Annotated in this window: 21 protein-coding genes; 16 read left to right on the top strand and 5 right to left on the bottom strand. The window is 53.3% G+C overall.

Going from position 1 to position 22,972, the window contains the following annotated elements; all coding sequences use genetic code 11:
* Window positions 1-27 precede the first annotated feature (27 nt).
* The 3 genes from petP (at window position 28) to atpC (ending at window position 2,346) form a co-directional block, all read left to right on the top strand.
* Window positions 28-222, top strand: coding sequence for a cytochrome b6f subunit PetP (gene petP, locus L5470_RS03575; protein WP_099799415.1), 195 nt, complete (start codon window positions 28-30; stop codon window positions 220-222).
* A 176-nt stretch (window positions 223-398) separates the two neighbouring features.
* Window positions 399-1,847 carry a F0F1 ATP synthase subunit beta gene (gene atpD / locus L5470_RS03570; RefSeq protein WP_499498207.1) on the top strand — a complete coding sequence of 483 codons (1,449 nt, stop codon included), beginning with the start codon at window positions 399-401 and terminating at the stop codon, window positions 1,845-1,847.
* A gap of 82 nt (window positions 1,848-1,929) precedes the next feature.
* A complete protein-coding gene (gene atpC, locus L5470_RS03565; RefSeq protein ID WP_499498206.1) occupies window positions 1,930-2,346 on the top strand; it encodes an ATP synthase F1 subunit epsilon in 417 nt (138 codons plus the stop codon).
* On the opposite strand, the gene L5470_RS03560 is transcribed toward atpC, so the two are convergent.
* Window positions 2,343-3,650, bottom strand: coding sequence for an HlyD family secretion protein (locus L5470_RS03560; protein ID WP_499498204.1), 1,308 nt, complete (start codon window positions 3,648-3,650; stop codon window positions 2,343-2,345). The genes atpC and L5470_RS03560 overlap by 4 nt on opposite strands.
* Window positions 3,651-3,888: 238 nt before the next feature.
* On the opposite strand from L5470_RS03560, the gene L5470_RS03555 reads away from it, so the two are divergent.
* Both L5470_RS03555 and L5470_RS03550 read left to right on the top strand, forming a co-directional pair.
* Window positions 3,889-4,263 (top strand): FHA domain-containing protein, encoded by a 375-nt coding sequence (locus L5470_RS03555; RefSeq protein WP_499498202.1) that lies wholly within the window; start codon window positions 3,889-3,891, stop codon window positions 4,261-4,263.
* 9 nt (window positions 4,264-4,272) lie between these two features.
* Window positions 4,273-4,881, top strand: a complete 609-nt coding sequence (locus L5470_RS03550) for a biotin transporter BioY (protein WP_499498200.1) — start codon at window positions 4,273-4,275, stop codon at window positions 4,879-4,881.
* Between the two features lie 15 nt (window positions 4,882-4,896).
* Here L5470_RS03550 and hemH read toward each other — a convergent pair whose 3' ends face one another.
* Window positions 4,897-6,060, bottom strand: coding sequence for a ferrochelatase (gene hemH, locus L5470_RS03545; RefSeq protein WP_099799419.1), 1,164 nt, complete (start codon window positions 6,058-6,060; stop codon window positions 4,897-4,899).
* 125 nt (window positions 6,061-6,185) lie between these two features.
* Here hemH and L5470_RS03540 point away from each other — a divergent pair, with 125 nt between their 5' ends.
* Together L5470_RS03540 and L5470_RS03535 are read left to right on the top strand one after the other, a co-directional pair.
* The gene (locus tag L5470_RS03540; RefSeq protein WP_499498198.1) at window positions 6,186-7,775 is read left to right on the top strand and encodes an Hsp70 family protein; all 1,590 of its coding nucleotides are present in this window, start codon (window positions 6,186-6,188) and stop codon (window positions 7,773-7,775) included.
* 3 nt (window positions 7,776-7,778) lie between these two features.
* Complete coding sequence (locus L5470_RS03535) at window positions 7,779-7,976, top strand: DUF3146 family protein (protein ID WP_499498197.1); 198 nt, start codon at window positions 7,779-7,781, stop codon at window positions 7,974-7,976.
* A 500-nt stretch (window positions 7,977-8,476) separates the two neighbouring features.
* Here L5470_RS03535 and petD read toward each other — a convergent pair whose 3' ends face one another.
* Both petD and petB read right to left on the bottom strand, forming a co-directional pair.
* Window positions 8,477-8,962, bottom strand: a complete 486-nt coding sequence (petD, locus tag L5470_RS03530; protein ID WP_499498195.1) for a cytochrome b6-f complex subunit IV — start codon at window positions 8,960-8,962, stop codon at window positions 8,477-8,479.
* Window positions 8,963-9,082: 120 nt separating this feature from the next.
* Entirely contained in the window at window positions 9,083-9,730 is a 648-nt protein-coding gene (gene petB, locus L5470_RS03525) for a cytochrome b6 (RefSeq protein ID WP_099798143.1), read from the bottom strand.
* A gap of 246 nt (window positions 9,731-9,976) precedes the next feature.
* Between petB and L5470_RS03520 the strand changes: the two genes are divergently transcribed.
* From L5470_RS03520 to dnaJ, 6 genes are all read left to right on the top strand, one after another.
* Window positions 9,977-10,330 carry a hypothetical protein gene (locus tag L5470_RS03520; protein WP_499498192.1) on the top strand — a complete coding sequence of 118 codons (354 nt, stop codon included), beginning with the start codon at window positions 9,977-9,979 and terminating at the stop codon, window positions 10,328-10,330.
* A 157-nt stretch (window positions 10,331-10,487) separates the two neighbouring features.
* Complete coding sequence (locus L5470_RS03515; RefSeq protein WP_499498190.1) at window positions 10,488-11,765, top strand: ABC transporter substrate-binding protein; 1,278 nt, start codon at window positions 10,488-10,490, stop codon at window positions 11,763-11,765.
* 2 nt (window positions 11,766-11,767) lie between these two features.
* Entirely contained in the window at window positions 11,768-12,259 is a 492-nt protein-coding gene (locus L5470_RS03510) for a YajQ family cyclic di-GMP-binding protein (protein WP_448514812.1), read from the top strand.
* Window positions 12,260-12,276: 17 nt separating this feature from the next.
* The gene (locus L5470_RS03505; RefSeq protein WP_499498187.1) at window positions 12,277-12,852 is read left to right on the top strand and encodes a DUF2854 domain-containing protein; all 576 of its coding nucleotides are present in this window, start codon (window positions 12,277-12,279) and stop codon (window positions 12,850-12,852) included.
* A 138-nt stretch (window positions 12,853-12,990) separates the two neighbouring features.
* Complete coding sequence (gene dnaK, locus L5470_RS03500) at window positions 12,991-14,949, top strand: molecular chaperone DnaK (protein WP_499498185.1); 1,959 nt, start codon at window positions 12,991-12,993, stop codon at window positions 14,947-14,949.
* A gap of 17 nt (window positions 14,950-14,966) precedes the next feature.
* Entirely contained in the window at window positions 14,967-16,094 is a 1,128-nt protein-coding gene (gene dnaJ, locus L5470_RS03495; RefSeq protein WP_198406121.1) for a molecular chaperone DnaJ, read from the top strand.
* A 225-nt stretch (window positions 16,095-16,319) separates the two neighbouring features.
* On the opposite strand, the gene L5470_RS03490 is transcribed toward dnaJ, so the two are convergent.
* Window positions 16,320-17,513, bottom strand: a complete 1,194-nt coding sequence (locus L5470_RS03490; protein ID WP_099798149.1) for a GNAT family N-acetyltransferase — start codon at window positions 17,511-17,513, stop codon at window positions 16,320-16,322.
* A 316-nt stretch (window positions 17,514-17,829) separates the two neighbouring features.
* Between L5470_RS03490 and L5470_RS03485 the strand changes: the two genes are divergently transcribed.
* The 3 genes from L5470_RS03485 (at window position 17,830) to L5470_RS03475 (ending at window position 22,939) form a co-directional block, all read left to right on the top strand.
* Entirely contained in the window at window positions 17,830-19,134 is a 1,305-nt protein-coding gene (locus tag L5470_RS03485; RefSeq protein WP_499498182.1) for an RNA-guided endonuclease InsQ/TnpB family protein, read from the top strand.
* Between the two features lie 137 nt (window positions 19,135-19,271).
* Window positions 19,272-19,718: a cysteine hydrolase family protein gene (locus L5470_RS03480; protein WP_499498180.1), complete on the top strand. Its 447-nt coding sequence runs from the start codon at window positions 19,272-19,274 to the stop codon at window positions 19,716-19,718.
* A 56-nt stretch (window positions 19,719-19,774) separates the two neighbouring features.
* Window positions 19,775-22,939, top strand: coding sequence for an efflux RND transporter permease subunit (locus L5470_RS03475; protein ID WP_499498178.1), 3,165 nt, complete (start codon window positions 19,775-19,777; stop codon window positions 22,937-22,939).
* Window positions 22,940-22,972: the final 33 nt, after the last annotated feature.

Here is a 22,972-nt window from a genome sequence, read left to right as displayed (position 1 = left end):
AGGATTATACAAACTTTGGGAGTTGCTATGGACGTGGGGCAAAAAGTGCGCGTCTGCCGGATTCGCGATCGCGTCGCCCAAGAAGTGCTCAAAAAACTGGGTCAAGTCGGTCAAGTCACGGGCTTTAAGATGACTGACGGCAGTGGAGTCGGGGTGGTGGTCACCTTTGATGATCGCTCCAGTACATGGTTTTTTGAAGACGAAATCGAAGCCGTTGGCTAGCCCCCTGTTGCCCCATTAGTGGTACGTTGTATTGTGGTGCTTTTGCGGGCACAGCGTCATTCTCCATTTAGGTTTGATCGTCCGCTCTCATGTGTGAACCCTTTCGCTCACAGATGATGGCCTGAAGCGATCGCCAGTTACAAAAAATGAACTTACCAAGACAGTAGGCAGAGTCCATGGTCACAACAGCAGAACGAACCAATGTAGGCTTTATTACCCAAGTTATCGGGCCAGTCATTGACATTGAATTTCCCAGTGGCAAAATGCCCGCCATTTATAATGCCCTCCGCATTCAAGGGAAAAACGCAGCGGGATTGGACGTTGCCGTCACCTGCGAAGTGCAGCAACTCCTTGGCGATAATCGTGTCCGTGCCGTTGCCATGAGCAGCACCGATGGCCTTGTACGAGGCATGGAAGCAGTCGATACCGGTGCCCCCATTAGCGTTCCCGTTGGCACCGCCACCCTTGGCCGCATCTTTAATGTGTTGGGGGAACCCGTCGATGAAAAAGGGGAGGTCAGCATCAGTGAAACCTTGCCGATTCACCGTCCTGCCCCTAGCTTTACAGAACTGGAAACGAAGCCCTCGGTCTTTGAAACCGGCATCAAGGTGATCGATCTGCTGACTCCCTATCGCCGTGGCGGTAAAATTGGCCTGTTTGGCGGTGCGGGTGTGGGCAAAACTGTCATCATGATGGAACTGATCAACAACATTGCCACCCAACACGGCGGCGTTTCAGTGTTTGCCGGGGTGGGCGAGCGCACCCGCGAAGGCAACGACCTCTACAACGAAATGATTGAATCGGGAGTCATTGATAAAGACGATCCCAGCAAATCGAAAATTGCCTTGGTCTATGGCCAGATGAACGAGCCGCCCGGGGCACGGATGCGGGTGGGCTTATCTGGGTTGACCATGGCGGAATACTTCCGCGATGTGAACAAGCAGGATGTGCTGCTCTTTGTTGATAATATTTTCCGCTTTGTCCAAGCTGGCTCGGAAGTGTCAGCCCTCTTGGGTCGGATGCCCTCGGCAGTGGGGTATCAGCCTACCCTAGGCACCGATGTGGGGGCGCTCCAGGAGCGGATTACCTCGACCATGGAAGGCTCTATTACCTCCATCCAAGCAGTGTATGTGCCCGCGGACGACTTGACTGACCCTGCTCCGGCTACGACCTTTGCCCACCTTGACGGTACCACCGTGCTCTCGCGGGGGTTAGCCGCTAAAGGGATTTMCCCCGCCGTGGATCCACTCGGCTCCACCTCGAACATGTTGCAGCCCGATATTGTCGGATCTGAGCACTACCAAACTGCCCGAGCGGTGCAAGCCACGCTGCAACGCTACAAGGAACTCCAAGACATCATTGCCATTTTGGGGTTAGATGAACTCTCCGAAGAAGACCGCCTGACGGTGGCACGGGCACGGAAAGTAGAGCGGTTCCTATCGCAGCCGTTCTTTGTGGCAGAAGTGTTCACCGGTGCCCCCGGCAAGTATGTCACCCTCGAAGAGACCATCAAAGGCTTCCAGATGATCCTCAGCGGGGAGCTAGATGATCTGCCAGAGCAAGCCTTCTATATGGTGGGCAACATCGAAGAAGCCAAAGCCAAAGCTGAAAAACTCAAAGCTTAGGCAAGTAACGATTGGTCGGCAACAGTGGGGTGGGGCTTCCCACCCTAAGAATTAAGAATTATGACTTAAGAAGGGAAAGGCTATGGTGATGACCGTGCGGGTGATTGCACCCGATAAAACCGTTTGGGATGCCCCAGCAGAAGAAGTGATTCTACCCAGTACAACGGGCCAACTGGGCATTCTCTCAAATCATGCGCCCCTGCTGACGGCGCTGGAAACTGGGGTGATGCGGGTTCGCCAAGAGCGAGAGTGGGTGGCGATCGCCCTGATGGGGGGCTTTGCCGAGGTGGAAAATAACGAAGTCACGGTTTTGGTGAATGCGGCTGAGCGGGGCGACACCATTGACCTAGAGACAGCCAAACGGGAATTTAGCGAAGCTCAGGCGGCGGTGGCAAAAGCAGCTCAAAGCGACTCCAAGCAAGCTCAGATTCAAGCAGCTCAAGCCTTTCGGCGTGCCCGAGCACGGCTACAGGCAGCAGGGGGTGTCGTTGAAATTTAATTGATTTCAAAGGTCACTTTGCCAGTGTAACCCACATAGCAGAAGTTGCCCTCCCTCCAAGCATCACTCACATCCAATTCCACTCGCACTTGGCTTTGCCGTGGGTAGTTTTCAGGGATAGGGATGACCATGTCATCCCCAGGGTTGAGGCGACCCAGCCCTGAGCGGATGCTGGAGACTCTGCCGCGCAAGGTCACCCATTTATCACCGTACAATTCAATCCTAGCTCGTGTACCTGGATGCACAAGACGCAGCATTTTCTCATCCAAGAAGACATCGACCCAGCGGCGTTGGCAGTCTAGGACTTGCAAAATGAGATCGCCTTTGCCGAGGAATGCCCCCTGCCGCGCCTCCACTCGCCAGACGTAGCCTGCCACCGGTGTGTTAATGGGAACAACTTGACGCTGGGCAACTTCCCGCTCTGCTTGGGCTAACTGCTCCTGCTGGGCAGCAATTTCCGCTTCAATACCGCGGATGGCGGCCTTTTGCTCAGCAATTTGCAACTTAAGTTCCTGTAGGCGCAAGCGAGGATCGTAATTACTGCGGGTGTTGCGCAGGGTTAAACCCAACTGTGCCGCCTGTGCTTCCGCAGCTAATGCTTCTACGGTGCGCGCCGCTGCATCAACAGTGCGTTGATGGTTGACCACCTGAGCTTGGCTTTGTTTGAGTTCTGTGCGCGCGGCATCTGCTTGAGACTGAGGTACTGCTCCCTGTTGGGCAAGGGAGACGAAGCGCTCATAGTTAATTTGCGCGAGTTCCTGCCGTGCTTTGGCATTGGCAAGCTGTGCCCGTGCGGCAGCCAGTTCCGCTTGCGCAGCCGCAAGTCGGCGATCGCTCTCAGTCACTTCTAGACGGTGCTGATGGGTGTCATCTGCTTGGGCAGAGGCCAATAAGCTTTCGAGTTCAGCTAATTTAGCCTTGGCGGCTCCTAACTCTCCCCGGCGCCGTTGCAGCCATGTTTTTACATCCTTAGGGGTCATGGCAGTGGTACGGTCGTTCTTTAAGATAGCCACCGCCCCCTCTGACGGCTCAACTATCTCGCCCACTTGGGCGTGAAGATCCACTAGCGTTCCCTCTTCTGGGGCACGGACATTGACAATAACCCCGTTGATTACGGCGTCGCGGCTGGTAACGCTTGTTAGGTGGCGAAATAGAAAGATCCCTGTAAATGCTAGAACACCCACTCCTGTTGCGATCACCACCCCATTGGCAAGGAGCGATCGCCGCACCTTCAGCCGCTGAGTAGAAACAACTTGAGCCCTTGAGGCAGCAGGGATGTCTTGAGATTGCAAGTCTTGTGGCATAGGCCTAAACAAAGATCGTTGACGCATGGTGTACTTCCCCTACTTCCTTAAGCACTCCAGAAACCTACGCCTCGATGTCTTAGGAGAGGGCTAGCCTTGGTCTAGAGAGAGTTTACCGCAGGCTTTACTACCTCTATTGAAGTTGATAATTCACGGGTGTGGCATCCGTAAATGTACTAATTTCCTCCGCCCTTGCTCTCAGGAATGCATATCATGGAAGTATGAACGGCACGCGTCTATGACCGGTTCTTTCGATCTCGCAAAGCAAGCATGGCTAGTGGTGCGCTCCCAAGGAATCATTGTTGGTAAGTATCACTTGGCCGGCAAAGCATTCTGGAGCATTGGCCGCTCTAAGGAGTGCGATGTTATTATTAATGMCCCCTTTATTTCCCGCCATCAAGCCACAATTGAACTACGCCCCCGGGGCAGTGATTTAATTTATTTGATCCGCGATACAGGGAGTCGCAATGGTACCTTGGTCAATGGTAGTCCCATTGCAGAGGAGCGGGTGTTGCACCACGGGGACATTATTATGATGGGCGATACGGACTTGACCTTCCGCTACAGCGGCAGAACACCGTCACTCAACTCTGACTTACTGAAAGGGGCGTGAGGGGGGGGTGTGTCACCGCTAGATGAATTTCTCTGGGCGGTTTTGGGGTTACTGCTCACGGTTGCTGGCACCTTTATGGAGGCAGCGATCGCCATTCCTAATCTGTTAAGTGATGACGGGCAATTGGTGCTACCCAGTTCATGGAGTGCGATCCCCGTCTATTCCTTACCGGTTTCCTACCAAGTGGCGGCAGTGCTACTGGTGGGGTGCATGGGAGGACGACAAGCGGCAGCACTCTCGCAGGTCGCCTACCTGATCCTTGGCCTCAGTGGTTTTCAGGTATTTTCCCAAGGCGGAGGGCTAGACTATTGGCGGGAGCCAACCTTTGGCTATCTGTTGGGGTTTGTTCCTGGGGCGTGGGTCTGTGGCTGGTTAGCGTTTCGCTCAGGAGCGGCTGCTCGCATTGAATGGCTCGCCCTCAGTGGGTTAGCGGGGTTAACGATCATTCATAGCTGTGGGTTGCTGTACCTTTGCGCCTTGGCACTCGTTGGCCAGTTAAGTCAGCCTTTAGTAGAACTCATACAGCAATACTCCCTGTGGGCACTGCCCGGACAATTGGTGATTGTCTGTTTAGTGGCGCTGGTGGCGCGGATTCTGCGACTGGTGTTACTGTACTAGAGCGTGGGGGGTAGCTTAGAGTAAACCCAACATATGCAGCGGGCCTTGACCACTAATCAGTTCAATAATGAGGGCAAGAAACCCCAGCATGGCTAAGCGCCCATTCCAGCGCTCCGCTGCGGAGGTCATCCCCCACTCCCAACGTTCTTGGGGGTAGAGTTTCACCCGCTTGCGCAAGGTATTGACATCGGCAAAGGTACGGGGCGGCGCAGCAAGGGACTCTTTCACCAACTGGGCTAAGGCGACAATAAATCCGGGGTGATCATTGAGCGCCGGAACCCGCCGAAAGATTTCAATACCAGCTTCTTCTGCCAGTTCTCGGTATTCGATATCAATTTCTTGCAATGTCTCGATGTGCTCTGAAATAAAGCTGATGGGCACCACAACAAGGGTTTTGACACCTTGAGCCGCTAGCTCAGGGATAATGTCTTCGGTGTAGGGTTGCAGCCATTCCACCGGCCCGACCCGGCTTTGATAGGCTAAAACGTGGGGGTTGGGTCGCCCCAGCGCGTTCATGATCAATCTGACACAGGCTTCAATTTGCTCCTGGTAGGGATCCCCCGCCTCAGTAACGTAGCTTTTGGGGACACCGTGGGCGCTGAAGAACACCATGGCAGTGTCGGGGTTGGGGCATTGATCGAGTTCCCGACGGATCAGTTCCGCCATGGCAGCGACGTAGCCCGGATGGTTATACCACGATGGAATGAGGGTGTAGTGAATTTGACGGAGGGCGGGATCATTTTCCCAGAGGGCTTCGAGCAATCGGAAACTAGAGCCACTCGTGCTGATGGAATACTGGGGATAGAGGGGCAGGATGACGAGTTGGCGAATGTTATCAAGTTTAATTTGGGCGATCGCCTCTTCGGTAAAGGGGTGCCAGTAGCGCATGCCAATGTAGAGGTTCGCTTCGATGCCAAGGTCAGCGAGAGCCGCTTTGAGGGCTTTGGCTTGCTGCTCGGTAATGCGCCGTAGGGGTGAGCCGCCACCAATTTGGGCATAGTTTGCCTGAGACTTGCGGGCGCGGCTGGTGGAAATGAACCACGCTAGCGGCTTTTGCAACCAGCGAAAGGGTAGGCGAATAATTTCCGGATCTGAGAAGAGGTTATACAGGAAGGGGCGGACATCTTCTGGCCGATCTGGCCCGCCAAGGTTCAGTAGTAATACACCAGTTTGCCCCATAATCCTAGAAATCACCTACATATCTTTGCGATCGCTCCCTTATTTTGACATACTCCTAGGGGTTCAGAGGAGCAGAACTCACTATCTTAGGATAAGGGGTTTAGCGAGAATAGGTTGAGGGCGCTGTGACCTACGCGATTGATTTTGGCACCAGTAACACCCTAGTAACCCGCTGGAACTATGCGGCTCAGGTGGCAGAATGTGTGACAGTGGCCGGGCTGTCGCTGGGGTTTGGGGAGGTGCCAGCGCTGATTCCCAGTTTGGCCTACGTTGAGGATGCCAAGTTGCCCTTGGTGGTGGTGGGGCAGCAGGTGCGGGATCGAGGGTTTGATGTGGCCGGCGATCGCCGCTTTTTCTCGCGGTTTAAGCGGGGGATTGGCGCAACGGTGCAGGGCTACCTGCCGGAATTGGACGGGTGCCCGATCACTTTTGAAGCGATAGGAACGTGGTTTTTGCGCACGCTGCTGACGGCGTTAAAGCACAGTGCCGGGGATTTTGGCGACTCCCTGATTTTTACCGTGCCCGTGGATAGTTTTGAAACCTATCGCCGGTGGTTATTGCAGGTGTGCGATGGCTTTGCCATTGACCAGATTCGCCTTGTGGATGAACCTACAGCGGCGGCGCTGGGCTATGGTGTGGCCGAGCGTCCCGTGATCCTTGTGATTGATTTTGGCGGTGGTACCCTTGATCTGTCCTTAGTGGAACTGAAAACAAACGACCAGCAGCGCTCACCCTTGGGTTTTATCCTGAAGTGGGGCGATCGCCAGTGGGCCGATAGTGATCATCAACGCCCGCGTACAGCCCGAGTTCTCGGCAAAGCTGGAGTGAACCTTGGCGGAACCGATATTGATCACTGGATTGTGGATTATTGGGGGCAGCAGGGGATTGCCGCCAACCGTTTGCTGCTGCGCTTAGCGGAGCGCTTAAAAATTCAACTCTCCCAGCATCCGCGCGCCCAAGAGGTATATTTTGACCCAGACACCTTTTCTACTCTGGAGCTAAGCCTAGAGCGCGCTGAGCTAGAGACAATTCTGCACCAACAGCAGTTCTTTGAACGGTTGGAGAAGGCGCTTTTGCAGGTACTTCAGCAGGGTCGCCGCCAAGGGATTGCCCCAGAGGACATTGAGGCGGTGCTATTGGTGGGGGGCACCACCCAAATCCCCGCCGTGCAGGCTTGGGTTGGCGAGTATTTTGAGCGCAGCAAAATCAGCAGCCATCAGCCGTTTACCGCCGTTGCCATGGGTGCGTTGGCTCTGAGCCAAGGCCTAGACCTCAAGGATTTTCTGTACCATAGCTACGGCATCCGTTTTTGGGATCGCAAGCTGAATCGCCATGGTTGGCATCCCATCATTCAGCGGGGACAGCCCTACCCGATGCGCGAACCGGTGGAACTGATTCTAGGCGCTTCTACAGAAGGACAACCCAAGATTGAACTGGTGATTGGCGAGCTAGGGGATGAGCAAGGGGGCGTGGAAATTTTTTTTGATGGCGATCGCCTCATTACCCGTACCTGCGGGCAACTGACCGTTCAGCCTCTGAATGACACCCCCCAAGGCAAAACCCTTGCCACCCTTGACCCCCCCGGCTACCCCGGTAGCGATCGTCTAAAAGTTCTCTTCTACGTGGATGGCGATCGCCAACTGCGGATAACCGTGGAAGATTTGCTCACCCAAGAGCAACTGGTCACCAACCAAGTTGTTGCTGAACTACGCTGAACCATGGCTGCCTTACCCCAAACAATCGCCCATGTTCGGATTACTGCCCAAAATTGGCAGGAAGGGCACCTGCGCGGTCAAGTATGCGCCAGTCACTACGAGTGGGACTTTTGCTGGCTGTTCAAAGCCAAAACGCTGATTATAGGAGGAGGGGATACAGCCAACTCAGGGGGCTTTAGCCCTCTCTATGTGTTAAACTAGAGACGTGGAAAGTAGGCGTATCAACTACGCGAAGAAACATCCTAGTACGGAGAAATCCCGGCAAGTAAGTCACTACCGCTTTGGCGGCAAGCCTAAACCACTGCAAGCAATGGCAGGATGTTGAGCGTATCGAATTGGCTAGTGTTGAAAAGCGCGAAACCACGAACCGAAACATAAACGTAGTCCCAATAGCAGAAATGCTTGAGGTGAGTAGGGGGTCTTTGACTGCCCCCACCCGCATTAAGTTGTGGGTGACAGCTCAAGGGAAAAGCGAAGTAACGCGGCTTCAGCCCGTTGCGCAGCATCCGTTGGGAATCCCCTCTCTTTCAAGGAGGGGAGAAGTCAAACAACTTTCACTACTGTTGCGGAAGAACCTTTAGGTTTATTCGATTTCTGATCCTAGTGGTTACGGTGCCGGTTTTCCCGTCTAGACGACAAAATAAATCGCACCTAGTTCACACTAGATGCGACTCTATAGCTTTGAATCGATCTATGTTGATCTAAAACAGACCCAAGGTTAGAGACTTATCTAGGGGGAAAGCAGCACCAATGCCCAGCCAAAGGGTCACGACCGTGCCAAACAGAAACACTGTCATCGCCACTGGCCGACGAAAGGGGTTCTGGAACTTGTTAATGCTCTCTATGAAAGGAATCAGCATTAGCCCCAGCGGAATCGTCGCATTCATGAGCACCCCCAACAGCTTGTTGGGAACGACACGGAAAATTTGGAACGTTGGATAGAGATACCACTCTGGCAAAATCTCCAGCGGTGTTGCAAAGGGATCCGCAGGTTCACCGATCATGGCGGGRTCCATCACTGCCAAAMCAATTATCAAGGCGATCGTGCCCATGATCACAACAGGGAAAATGTACAACAGATCATTGGGCCACGCGGGCTCGCCATAGTAGTTATGGCCCATCCCTTTTTTGAGCTTTGCCCGTAATGCCGGATTTGCTAAATCAGGCTTTTTCAAAACTTTTGCCATAGAACCGTTGTTCTCCTAAGGGTTAGCAAGGGGGAGTGTACTTGGAGCATAACAAGTTCCGACGCCACGTAGGGCTGGCGACGTTACATTTCGTTATGCTCAACCATCGTCAATTGCGTTTTAGAGGGGGCCAGAAATGCCCTGCTTCCGAATCATCAGGAAGTGCATGAGCATAAAAACAGCGATCGACCAAGGTAACACAAAGGTGTGTAGGCTGTAGAAGCGAGTTAAGGTGGCTTGGCCAACGCTTTCACCGCCACGCATCAGCTCTACCAATTGGTCGCCGACCACGGGGATGGCTGCTGGAATACCGGAAACAATTTTTACCGCCCAATAGCCCACTTGATCCCAAGGTAACGAATAGCCAGTCACCCCAAAACTGACGGTGATCACCGCTAAAACTACGCCTGTTACCCAGGTCAGTTCACGGGGCTTCTTAAAGCCACCGGTCAAATACACTCGGAAGACGTGCAGAATCATCATCAACACCATCATGCTGGCGGACCACTTGTGGATCGAGCGAATCAACCAGCCAAAGTTCACCTCATTCATGATGTACTGCACTGAGGTAAATGCTTCAGCGACGGTGGGCTTGTAATAAAAGGTCATCGCAAAGCCCGTCGCAAACTGCACCAAGAAACAGGTCAGCGTAATGCCACCAAGACAGTAAAAAATGTTGACATGAGGTGGAACGTATTTACTGCTGATGTCATCGGCGATCGCCTGAATTTCGAGGCGTTCCTCAAACCAGTCGTAAACTTTATTCATAACAGAGATCAGTCCTGAGAAACCGCTGCTTTACTTTGAAAAATGTAACACAACGCTTCTCAGAGTTTCCACATTTCGCAACAATCTCCTTGTCTTGCCGCCAGATGTTGGTTGCTTGCGGCTACCGCCCATCGGATAATAGCAAGTAACCGTCAACAGCAAGGGACAATGACCAGCTGTGTGACCTAAAATACTTGAATTTTAGCTTGACCTCAATAGTACACAACCGCTTAGGAGGGTTATCGCATGGGTCTGTTGAAAAAACTCTTTGGTGCCATTTTTGGTCTTTTTGCCGCCCTTGGCAAACTCTTAGGACTCGGAAAGAAGGGGGAATTCTACGTTGAGCTAGAACCAGCTGCTCCGTCACCAACGCCAGTGGCGGCACCCGAGCCAAGCCCTGCGGTGGCCACCCCCAAACCAGACCCTGCACCCGTGGCTGCCGCGGCTGCTGTAGAGCCACCGCCCGCTGCTCCGGCTCCTGCACAGGCTACAGCGAGCGAGGTGTCATCGCGACCCTATACCCAATTTGTCCGCCGTCGTCCGGGGGCTAACATGGCGAGCTTTTTGGCGATGGCGCGGCAAGTGCGTCCTTCGACGTAAGGCACCTCAGGGCAACGCCTAAAACACGTTAACGAAGAGATAAGATCGGGGCGGTTATCCCATAGGTAACGCGCCTCGTTTTACTGTTGCAAGGGTCAGGTTGAAATGAACCCCTGCTTGGAGTACGATGCTTGCAAACTGTGAAGAGTGAACGACTATGGCTCAGCCGCAATCGTGGGCATGGATCAAAATTGTTGCCGGTGTGCTCCTTCTTCTTGGGGTCGGTGCCTGTGAAAATACGAACACAACGACTGGTTCTGCAAGTGATGGCCTGCGCATTGGTTCGCTACTGCCCTCAACCGGAGACTTGGCCTCCGTAGGTACCCCTATTGCCGAGACAGTTCCGCTGCTGGTGGAAACCGTTAATGCCTGTGGCGGTGTCAATGGCCAACCGGTAACGTTGATTGCGGCTGACGATCAGTCGAGCCCAGCGTCGGGCGCAGAGGCTATGACAAAACTGGTAGAAATTGATCGTGTTGCTGGTGTGGTTGGCTCCTTTGGTAGTAGTGTCTCTAATGCTGCTGCGGACATTGCCACCCGTGGGCAAGTAATGCTAGTGTCGCCAGGTAGTACCAGCACCTTACTGACCGAGCGCGCCAAAAAAGGAGACTTTAATGGTTACTGGGCACGCACTGCGCCGCCTGATAACTATCAAGCTCAAGCCTTGGCGCAGCTAGCGAAAGATCAGGGGTTCAAGCGGGTTTCTACGGTCGTTATCAACAATGACTATGGCCGCAGCTTTGAGCAGGAATTTACCCGCGCGTTCAAGGCGCTGGGGGGCACTGTGGTCAATGAAGCCCGTCCTACCCGCTATGATGAGCGCTCAACCACCTTCACTACAGAAGCAGCCGCTGCCTTTGCTGGCAACCCTGATGCTGTTGTCGCCATTTTATATCCGGAGACGGGTAGCCTACTTCTCAAGTCAGCCTTTGAGCAAGGACTCACCCAAAATGTGGCTATTTTGCTCACGGATGGGGTGAAATCTGACAGTTTTCCAGAACAGGTGGGGCGCACTCCCGATGGCACGTATATTATTGCTGGAGCCAAGGGCACTGTGCCCGGTGCTGATGGCCAAGCCTTAGCTGCCTTGCAAGAACTCTGGCGTACCAAAAAAGGGGGAGAGTTACCTGCCTTTGCCGCTCAAGCGTGGGATGCTGCCGCCTTACTTGTTCTGGCGGCTCAGGCCGCTAAAGCCAATACCGGCGAAGGGATTCGCTCTAAGTTGCGGGAGGTCGCTAACGGCCCCGGTGAAGAGGTGGATGATGTTTGTGCCGCCTTGGCGCTGCTGCGGGAGGGCAAGGAAATCAACTACCAAGGGGCGAGCGGTAATGTGGATATTGATGAAAACGGCGATGTGGTTGGGGTCTATGACATTTGGCAGGTGACGAAGGACGGTAAATTAGAAGTGATTGGTAAAGTTAACCCCCAACCCTAGGCATGGCAAGTACGTTTTCCTTTGATATTGTGAGTGATTTTGACTGGCAAGAGTTGGTCAATGCCGTTGATCAAACGGAACGAGAAATTAAGGCTCGCTACGATCTTAAAGACACCAAAACGACGGTGGAACTGACCAAGGAGGGGCTGACTATTCAAACTGATAGTGAGTTTACGCTCACAGCAGTGCATACAATCTTGCAGCAGAAGGCTGCCAAACGGCAACTTTCTCTAAAAATATTTGACTATGGTGCGGTGGAGACGGCTAGCGGTAGCCGTGTCAAGCAAGTCATTCAATTGCGTAGGGGTATTAATCCTGAGCTGGCGAAGGAAATTAGTAAGCTCATTCGGACTGAGTTTAAGAAGGTGCAAGCCTCAATTCAAGGAGATACCCTAAGGGTTACAGCTAAATCTAAGGATGACTTGCAAGCGGTAATTCAACGCTTAAAGGGGGCAGACTATCCGGTGCCATTACAATTTACGAACTACCGTTAGGGTCACAACTGAAGACTATGCTAGGTTCATTTTCCTTGGGCACCGTTGGCTTACTTGTTGGTTCGCTGCTGACAGTGGTGGGGGTCGTTGCCTATGCAACTGGGAATGCCACTCTCAATCTCGCTGGGTTCTTTTATGGTGTGCCGTTGCTATTGGGGGGGCTGGCACTGAAGGCTGCAGAACTTAAACCTGTCCCCTACCGTGAGCTACCGACGGCTGAGGTAATTGCTGCGCGATCGCAGGCAACGCCAACACAAACACAAATTCGCAAGGATGTGACTCGCTATCGCTATGGCCAAGAGGCACATCTAGACAGTACGTTGGCTAGTTTGGGACTGAGTCCGTCGGAGGATGAGCGTCCAGTTTTGGTGGCGATCGCCGAAGTCTTGAGAAATGGAGCCTACACCTTAATTTTAGAGTTTGATTCGCCGGCGGTTCCCCTTGAGGTCTGGCAGTCTAAGCAACTGAAAATGGAAACATTCTTTGGTCCTGGGGTTGCTGTAGCCATTGAAGCGTTAGGAGACAACCGAGTGCAAGTGGCGCTGATCCGGCACTCGGTGGTAACAGGTGTTACAGTTCAGCAAGATTCCTAGTAAATATCATTTTTCAGGATTAGGGTGCTACCATAGCATCATTATTGGGGCAATATAACAGGTAAATATGAATTTCGCTGGGTCGAAGTCATTACTTGGTCTTGGAAAACAGATTTCGGAAATAACTCATTTGCGGCTATGGGTAAAGTCATTGGCATTGACCTCGGAACCACAAACAGTTGTGTGGCTGTTTTAGAAGGGGGTAACCCAGTTGTCATTCCCAGCGCTGAAGGTGGTCGAACAACGCCAAGTATCGTTGCTTTTGGTAAATCGGGCGATCGTCTTGTTGGTCAGCTTGCAAAGCGCCAAGCGGTGACCAATGCTGAAAACACCGTGTTTAGTATTAAGCGCTTTATCGGTCGTCGCTGGGACGAAACTGCTCCGGAACGGGCACGAGTGCCCTATACCTGTGTTCCGGGGCGTGACGGTACGGTGGATGTACAAATTCGCGATCGCACCTACACACCCCAAGAAATTTCGGCCATGGTGCTGCAGAAACTCAAGCAAGATGCAGAAGCGTACTTGGGGGAGACTGTGACTCAAGCAGTCATTACCGTGCCTGCCTACTTTAGTGATGCCCAGCGCCAAGCCACCAAAGACGCTGGGGCGATCGCCGGCCTTGAAGTCATGCGGATCATCAACGAACCCACTGCTGCCGCCCTAGCCTATGGTGTTGACAAACAGGATCAGGATCAAAAAATCCTTGTCTTTGACCTTGGGGGTGGCACCTTTGATGTGTCTATTCTCCAGCTAGGGGACGGCGTTTTTGAAGTCTGCGCCACTGCTGGTAACAACCACCTCGGGGGCGATAACTTTGACGAGTGTATTCTAGACTGGCTGCTGGCAACCTTCAAAGAACAAGAAGGCATTGATCTGTCCAACGATAAGATGGCACTACAGCGATTGCGCGAAGCCGCTGAAAAAGCCAAAGTCGAGCTCTCTGGTACCCTTTGCACCTCCATTAACCTCCCCTTTATTACAGCGGATGAAACCGGACCGAAGCACCTTGAAATTGAACTTACCCGCAGTAAATTTGAAGAGCTTTCGGCACACCTGATTCAAGCAACCCTTGAGCCAATGCAGCAGGCACTTGCTGATGCCGGTCTCACCGTTGAGGATATCGATCGCGTTCTCTTGGTAGGTGGCTCAACCCGCATCCCAGCCATCCAAGAGTTAGTGAAACAGTTTTGTGGCAAGCCCGCCGATCGCTCCGTCAACCCTGACGAAGCCGTAGCCATTGGTGCCGCCATCCAAGGGGGAATTCTTGGCAAAGAAACCACCGTTAAAGACTTACTGCTGCTGGATGTGACCCCCCTTTCCCTAGGTTTAGAAACCTTGGGCGGCGTATTCACAAAAATCATTGATCGCAATACGACTCTGCCCACCAGCAAAACCCAAAGCTTTTCAACGGCAGCGGATGGTCAAACCGTGGTTGAAATTGCTGTTTTCCAAGGAGAGCGCCCCATTGCCCGGGACAATAAGCAACTGGCCTGTTTTGAATTAACGGGCATCCCCCCTGCTCCCCGAGGTGTGCCCCAAATCGATGTCACCTTTGATATTGATGCCAATGGCATTCTCAGTGTTTCAGCGGTTGATAAAGCCACAGGTCGCCAACAGAGTGTTCGCATTACCAACCGTGGCAGCCTCAGCAGCATGGAAATTGAGCGGATGCGCCAAGAAGCCGCAATTTATGCTCAGGCTGACGAAATAAAAAAACAAGTGGCAGAACTGCGCAACCAAGCAGACACCCTGCTTTACAGCTACGAGTCAACCCTGAAAAATCACGGCATTAGCTTGCCTGCGGATCTGCGATCGCGCATTGAGCCAGCAGTGCAAAGTATGAAGGCAGCCATGGTGGATGACAGCATCACCCCCGATGAAATTCGCAAACGCATGGAGGTACTCCAGCAGGCGTTGGTAACCCTTGGCACCGTGGTTTATCAACAAACTGCCGGGGGATCCGTCATGGCACCTACCCCTACAATGGCAGGCGGATCAACCATTAGCTCCCAAGCAACCCAAGTTTTAGATAGTGATGCCACAGTAATCAGCGATAATGAAGATACGGTTGTTTCAGATTATGAAGCTGTTGATTAATTTAGGTAACTGTGGCTATGGCTCGTGATTTCTATGAGATATTGGGTGTCTCGCGTTCTGCCGATGCCGAGGAATTAAAGCGAGCTTATCGGCGTCTAGCCCGTAAATATCACCCCGACGTCAATAAAGAGGCAGGCGCTGAGGAAACCTTTAAGGAAATCAACCGCGCCTACGAGGTATTGTCGGATCCCCAAGCCCGCGCCAACTACGATCGCTTTGGGGAGGCCGGAGTGACTGGAGCAGCTGGCTTCAGTGACTTTGGCGTTGGCGATATGGGAGGCTTTGCCGATATTTTTGAAACCTTCTTTGGCGGCTTTGGCACAGGGGTCGGTACAACGGGTCGTCGCCGTCCGGGGCCAACCCGTGGCGATGACCTGCGCTACGACTTGAGGTTGGACTTTCGAGAAGCTATTTTTGGTGGCGAAAAAGAAATTCGCGTCAATCATCTAGAAACCTGTCAAGCCTGCAAAGGCAGTGGTGCCAAGCCTGGCACTCGCCCTGTTACCTGTAGTACCTGTAACGGTGTGGGTCAAGTTCGACGCTCAACCCGCACCCCCTTTGGGAGTTTCACCCAGTTGAGCACCTGTCCCACCTGTGGGGGGTCTGGCTCGATGGTGGAAGATCGGTGCGAGGCCTGTGGTGGCCAAGGACATATTCAAGTCAGTAAAAAGTTAAAGATTACAATTCCAGCAGGGGTTGATACCGGTACGCGGTTGCGGGTGTCGGGGGAAGGGGATGCTGGTCAACGCGGTGGGCCTGCAGGGGATCTGTACGTTTACTTGTTTGTAGAGCCTGATCCCGAGTTTCAACGAGATGGCAACAACATTCTTTCACGGCTTAAAATTAGCTACTTGCAAGCGATTCTAGGGTGTCGGGTGATGGTTAGCACTGTGGATGGTGAGGCAGAGCTAACCATTCCAGCCGGAACCCAACCAGGAACAGTGCTTACCTTGGAAGGTCATGGGGTACCACGGGTGGGTAATCCGGTGGCGCGGGGCGATCACTTAATTACAATTGAGGTGGAAATTCCTACCCGTATTAGCCATGAGGAACGAGAACTTCTAGAAAAATTAGCGAAGATTCGTGGTGAGCGCCTTGGGAAAGGCGGCCTTGAAAACTTTTTAGGGGGTCTCTTTGGCGGCTAGGGTAACGCCCCTGCCTACCGCTACGCGGAAGCAAGCCAGCAGGCATGGGGACTATGTCAACAACTGTTGTGATTGCTTGATTGTAAACTGCTCTTGATCCCTCGAATTCGCTCAAAACTTAATAGCTCTGCTCAACTAACTTGTTCAATACTGCATCGCTGTTTATGTATCGACTTTCAATATTTCTGTCTCCATGCATAATCTTTGATTTGGGTGGAGAGGATGTCAACGTTGTTTCATTGGTAATTCGCTATTGATGGCTTCAATGCGGTCTTGCTCTGCGGCATTCATGTGGTCAAGGTAGTGATCAAAGATCTGGGCAAGGCGCGGCTCATAAAATCGATGGAGGCTGTAGTTGGGCGTTGCCGGAAAGCCGCGGCGTTTCTTGTGGCTGCCGCCAGCGCCGGGATCAAACCGCTGGATACCGTTGGCGATCGCCCACTCAATCGGTTCGTAGTAGCAGGTACTAAAGTGCAAGCAGTCAATATCTTGCCGTGTGCCCCAGTAGCGACCGTAAAGCTGATCTCCCTTGGTGACACAAAAGGACATGGCCGTAGGCTGGTGGCCTCCTTGGCTTGGGTAGGCGGCAAACAACACTAGGCGGTGCTGATAGCGATCGCTGAGGGCTTCAAAAAAATCTCGGGTGAGATACTTGCTGCCCCACCAGCCAAATTTGTCGCAGGTATCGGCATAGAAATCGTACATTTGCCGCAACAGCCGCCCAGTAACGTCATTGCCATGGTGGACCCGAAAGGTCAGTTCCGCTTGGGCAACGGCCTTGCGCTCCCGCTTGATATTACGGCGTTGGTTGGCATTAAAAGCCGCTAAGTAGTCCGCAAACGTCTGGTAGTTGTGATTGTGCCAGATGTAACTGTGGTGTAGCCATGGCTGATAGCCATAGGCTGTGGCGTAGGGCATCCACTGCGGATCCACGTAGAGAAAATGGCAACCAGACAGACGATGATGGGCACAAAGGCGATCGATTTCGTGGAGCATCACCTTCGTAAGGAAGGCCACATCCGCCTCGGCAGCCATCAAAAAACGATAGCCTTCTGCGGGGGTGAAGGGTGCCATACCCAACAGCTTCGGATAGTAACGCACCCCCAGCCGTTCCGCTAGGTCGGCCCACTGATGATCAAAAACAAACTCCCCTTGACTATGGCCTTTGATGTAGAGGGGCGCTGCCGCTACTAATTCACGATTCTTTTGGGGTGTCTCTTGCCACACCAGTAAATGGTGCGGTAACCACCCCGTTTGGGGTGTTGCGCTGCCGGATGCCTCAATTTGATGGAGCCACTCCCACTCAAAAAAAGGGGTCTTGAGAGGCAACGCAAGGGCATCCCATTGCTCTTGGGGCACCTTTGCAATAGCATTGACCCACTGAATCGTTAAGTTAGCAGCCAGTTCCGCCTTAGCCATACCCTTGAGTGCAAAAGCATCTGTTGTACTATAGCAACTTGCATCTTCAGACCATACGTGTGGCGCTCATTGCCTCCGGTGCGTCGTCGAGGCGGCAACCCCTTATAGGAGTGATGTGGGCGGGCTAAAACCCCTCCGCTTTAGCGAGGGGATACAGCCAACTCAGGGGGCTTTAGCCCCTAGTAAGGTCATTAATGGATTAGGGAATTCCTGTCTGAGGAACCGTGCAGTTCGCCCCTTAATTCGATGCATTGCGGCTTTTCTGGTAGTCCATAGTTCACCTGTTTGTCTATCTGTGCTACGCTGCAGACAATTGTTGCATAAACTCACCATGTTTGGATGTCAGCAAGTTTTGCTCAACCCCAATAACGAACTTAGGGGGGTGATGGAATTTGTCTGCTCTGAGGCAAACAAGCTAACCAATCAGGGCATCTACTATGCTCGTCAACTGCACTTTAAGACCGGGCAGTGGATTGGCAAGCATAGCCTGAGTTACGAATACAAGACCAGTAAGCACTTCCAAGCTCTTTACTCCCAGGCTGCACAGCAAACCTTGATTTCGGTCTACGAGTCGTTTAAGTCCTACCGAGCATTGTTGAAACTGTGGCGAGGTGGAGAACTGGCAGAGAAACCCAGGATGCCAAATTACCGCAAGAAGGGAGGGTTGGCAGTAGTCAGCTATCCCAAACAAGCGCTGAAGTTGGTTGATGGGATGATCCGGGTTCCGCTGGGGCAGTTAGTGAAAGTGTGGTTTCAGATTGATTCGTTCACTGTCCCCATGCCCTCCAATCTCAAATTTGAGGACATCAAGGAACTGCGGATTCTGCCGCGCAATGGGTGTTTCTACACTGAGTTTGTCTATCGGCTGAAACCTGTTCAGATTGATGTAGACCCGATGCGGGTGCTGGGCATCGATTCGGGATTAAACAACTGGCTCACCTGCGTCAGCAATGTAGAAACCAGCTTCATAGTGGATGGGAGGCATCTTAAATCGTTGAACCGCTGGTACAACAAGCAAATTGCCAAGCTGAAAGAAGGTAAGCCTCAAGGCTTTTGGTCAAAGCGGCTGGCACAACTCACTGAGAAGCGCAATCGGCAGATACGTGATGCAGTAAACAAAGCGGCTAGGATTGTGATTGACCATTGCACCCGTAACCGGATTGGTCGGATTGTATTTGGCTGGAACCCGCGGCAAAAGGACGGTTCCAACTTGGGCAAGAAGACCAATCAGAAGTTTGTGCAGATCCCAACTGCGAGACTGAAAGAGCGGATTGCTCAGTTAGCGGAGCAGTACGGGATAGAGTTTGTTGAAACTGAGGAGTCGTATACCTCTCAAGCATCGTTTGTGGATGGTGACTTTTTGCCGACATTCGGTGAAAAACCTGATAGCTGGAAGTCATCGGGGAAGCGGACGAAGCGAGGTTTGTTCAGGACTGCTCAGAATTGGTACATCAACGCGGATTGTAATGGCGCTGCCAACATCCTGCGTAAAGTAGCGACGATGCTTGGATTGAGTCTGAGCGGAGTTGGTAGGGGGTCTTTGACTGCCCCCACCCGTATTAAGTTGTGGGTGACAGCTCAAGGGAAAAGCGAAGCAACGCGGCTTCAGCCCGTTGCGTAGCATCCTTTGGGAATCCCCTCTCTTTCAAGGAGGGGAGAAGTCAAGCCCAGTACTACGTTTCCCAGCTAAGTGCTGGTGGTAAGTTTCCCTTAACTATTTGGCCATACCACTCGATGTTGGGGGGAATTGGCCACGCCTTGGTATCGGCCATTGAAGAAGCCTGCTTTTTCCATACCATTGCGCGGCAGCAGCAAACGCGCATCGAACTCAAGGGCACTCATCCGCTGACGGAGCACTACTCTGTTTTTCGCCCAGAAGTGATGACCGATCCCCAAGGTGAGGCGATCGCCAGCGCGAATACGGCGCTGATTGACCACCTGTTGGGGTTTGATCGGCTCTTTATTGCTGGGCAAGCCAAAAGTCACTGTGTGGCTTGGACTGTCGCAGATCTGCTGGCGGCGATTCGTCAGCGCGACCCCCACCTAGCGCAAAAGATTTACTTATTGGAAGATGCCACCTCGCCAGTGGTTGTGCCCGGAGTAGTGGATTTTACCGAGACCGCCAACACCGCCTTTAGCCAGTTTGCTGCTGCTGGGATGCACCGAGTGACCACGGAGCAGCCTAGCCTGCCTATGATAGCCTAAGAAACCATCTGTTACAGTAGCCATGTCTAAGCAGTAACTTGTTACCTGAATCAGGTATGAACTCCCCACGGTTTAGTTTTAGCGGTCTGGCCGTTACCCGTCATATTGGCACCCTAATGCTCACGTTGACCGTCATTGTCTTGGCGGTCTTTATAGTAATGCGGTTACAAGTGGACTTGCTACCCAGCATTACCTATCCGCGGATTGGCGTGCGTTTGGATAGTCCGGGGGTGGTGCCCAATGTTGCGGTTGAGGAGATCACCAAACCCCTTGAAGAAGCCCTGAGCCGCACTGAGGGGGTAGTGCAAGTCTATTCCCAGACCCGCGAAGGCCAAGTCAGTATTGACCTTTTTTTTGAGCCGGGGGGCGATGTCGATCAGGCTCTTAACGAGGCAACTGCTGCCTTTAACCGCGCCCGCAGTACGTTGCCTGATGTCATTGAGTCGCCGCGACTGTTTAAGTTTGACCCCTCCCAACTGCCGGTCTATGAGTTTGCCCTCACCTCCGCGGAACTCAGTGGCCGTGAGCTACGGGTCTTTGCCGATGAAGACCTAGATCGCGAGTTAAGTATCGTTCCTGGGGTGGCGGGGGKGGATATCTCTGGGGGAACCACCGAGGAAGTACGGATTTTGGTGGATTTAGAGCGATTGCAGGCCACAGGGGTGGGCTTAAACCAACTTTTGACTGCCTTGGGCGATCGCAATCAGGATGTGTCGGGGGGTCGGATTCGCGGCAGTGAGTCGGAACCCTTAACCCGCACGGTGGGACGATTTCGCACGGCCAGTGACATTGAAGAGGTCATCCTCACTGGTCATCAGGGGCAGCGAGTCTATCTGCGGGATGTAGCGCAGGTAATCGATGGGAGTGCCGAGCAGCGGGTGTTTGTCACCCTCAACGGTCAACCCGCCGTCAAGGTGAGTATCCTCAAGCAACCAGATGCCAATACGGTGGAAGTAGCCGATGGCATTAAACGCCGTTTAGCAGCGTTACAAGCTGCAAATTTGGTGCCTGCGGGTACCCACATCGTCCCTGTCTTGGATGAATCGGTGTATATCCGCAACTCCCTCAACAATGTGGCCACAGCGGGGATGACCGGAACCCTGTTGGCGGCGATCGCCGTCCTGCTGTTCCTTGGCTCGGTACGGCAAACCTTAATCATTGTCTTGGCCATTCCCCTTTCGACCATGGCGGCCATGCTCCTGATGGGAGTGTTTGGCTTTTCCCTCAATGTCTTTAGCTTGGGGGGTCTGGCACTAGGGGTGGGGATTGTAGTCGATAACGCCATTGTGATGCTGGAAACGCTCGCGGATATTAACCCGCAGCAGATGAGCCAAGAGCAATATCTTGAAGAGGTGAAGCGGCGCAGTCGGGGGATTGAATCGGCGTTGTTAGCCTCCACATTGACGAACCTAGTTGCCATCCTGCCCTTTCTATTGTTGGGTGGGCTTGTGGCTCTGCTCTTTAACGAGCTGATCCTCACCATTAGCTTTGCGGTGGCAGCGTCTTTAGTGGTGGCACTCACGGTTGTGCCAGCCTTAGCCTCGCGGCTACTGGGGCTGCGGGTTCAAAATCAGTTGCGTCAAGTGGCACCTATCCGCGTGTTTAACGCCAAGTTCCTTTGGTTGACAGCCCAGTACGAGCGAGCATTGGTGCGGGTATTGCGGGGGCGTTGGCTCGTCGTTGGCGGGGCGATCGCCCTGTTGGGGGGTGGCAGTTGGCTATTGGCACAACACATCCCCCAAGAACTGCTGCCGCGCATCAACACAGGGCAAGTGAACCTCACCGCCATCTTTCCCCCAGGAACCCCCTTACCCACGAGTCGCCGCATCATGCAGGCAGTGGATCAACTTCTCCTAGAGCAGCCCGGAACCCAAGATGTGTTCACCACTACAGGGGGGGCGCTCTTTGGCACCACCACCATTGCCAATCCCCTGCGCAGCTCCAGCACTATTATTCTCAAGCCCGGGGTGAGTGTCGATCGCTATATCACGACAGCCACCCAAGCCCTAGAGCAACTGAATCTCGTGGGGGTACGACTGCGCCTGAGTCCGGGGCAGGTGCGGGGGATTATCCTCACGAACTCGCCAGTGCGCGGTGCCGATGTGGATGTTATGCTACGGGGCAGCGATGAGGCCACGTTGAATCGCTTTGGCCGCCAAGTGTTGCAAGCCCTCGATGAAAAAGCCACCTTGGTGCGCTTTCGCCCCGATGCCGACCCGCGCCAACCAGAAATTCAAATTTTACCGGACTGGGAGCGCGCCAGCGAACTCAACTTAAATACCCTCAATCTGGGGCAAACGATTCAGACGGCGCTTGAGGGCTTTGTGCCTACCCGGCTGCAGCGGGGCGATCGCCTCGTGGATATTCGCGTTCAACTGGATAGCGATAGCATTGAGCACCCCGAAGACCTGAGGCAGATTCCCCTATTCACGGACAATAACCGTCCCGTGCGCCTAGGGGAGGTTGCCCGCATTGAGGCCAGCCAAGCCCCCGGTGAAATCCGCCGCATTAACCAGCAGCAGGTCTTTATGATTGCCGGTAACTTGGTGGAAGGGGCACGTTTAAGCGCGGCTCTAGCCCAAGTACAGGAGATTCTCAATAGCCTTGAGTTTCCGGCGGGAGTGTCTCTCATGCCCAGTACGGCGGCAGCGGCTAATCAACAACTGCAACAGGCGCTGGTGGTGCTGGGCAGCTTAGCGGCATTTCTTGTCTTTGTGGTGATGGCCGTCCAGTACAATTCCCTGTTGGATCCGCTGGTGATTATGTTGACGATTCCCTTAGCGTTGGCCGGGGGGATCTGGGGGCTATACCTGACCCAGACCGCCATTGGTGCAACGGTGATTGTGGGTGCCATTTTGTTGGTGGGGATTGTGGTCAATAACGCCATCATCATGGTGGAATTAGCCAATGAGATTTATGTGCAAGAGGGCGGCAGCCGCACCCAAGCCATCCTCAAGGCAGCCCCTGCGCGCCTCCGACCCATTATGATGACCACCATTACCACCGTGGTAGGGATGTTTCCCTTGGCTTTGGGGTTAGGGGAAGGTTCAGAATTCCTACAACCCCTTGGCATTGTTGTATTTTCAGGATTGGCAGTGGCCACCCTGCTAACGCTCTTTTTAATTCCCTGCTTTTACGTGATTTTGCATAGCTTTGAGCGATCGCCAAGGGTTCCGGTACCGATTGACGGGATTCCCCCCGAAGAGCTGCGGGAACGATGATCGTGCTGGGGGCAGCAACAAACGCTAAGGTGG

The sequence above is a fragment of the Synechococcus sp. PCC 6717 genome, assembly GCF_022698185.1.
Taxonomy (GTDB): Bacteria; Cyanobacteriota; Cyanobacteriia; order Thermosynechococcales; family Thermosynechococcaceae; genus Thermosynechococcus; species Thermosynechococcus lividus.
Note: the sequence above shows the minus strand (reverse complement) of the source record. Positions and strands in the feature narration are given on the sequence as shown.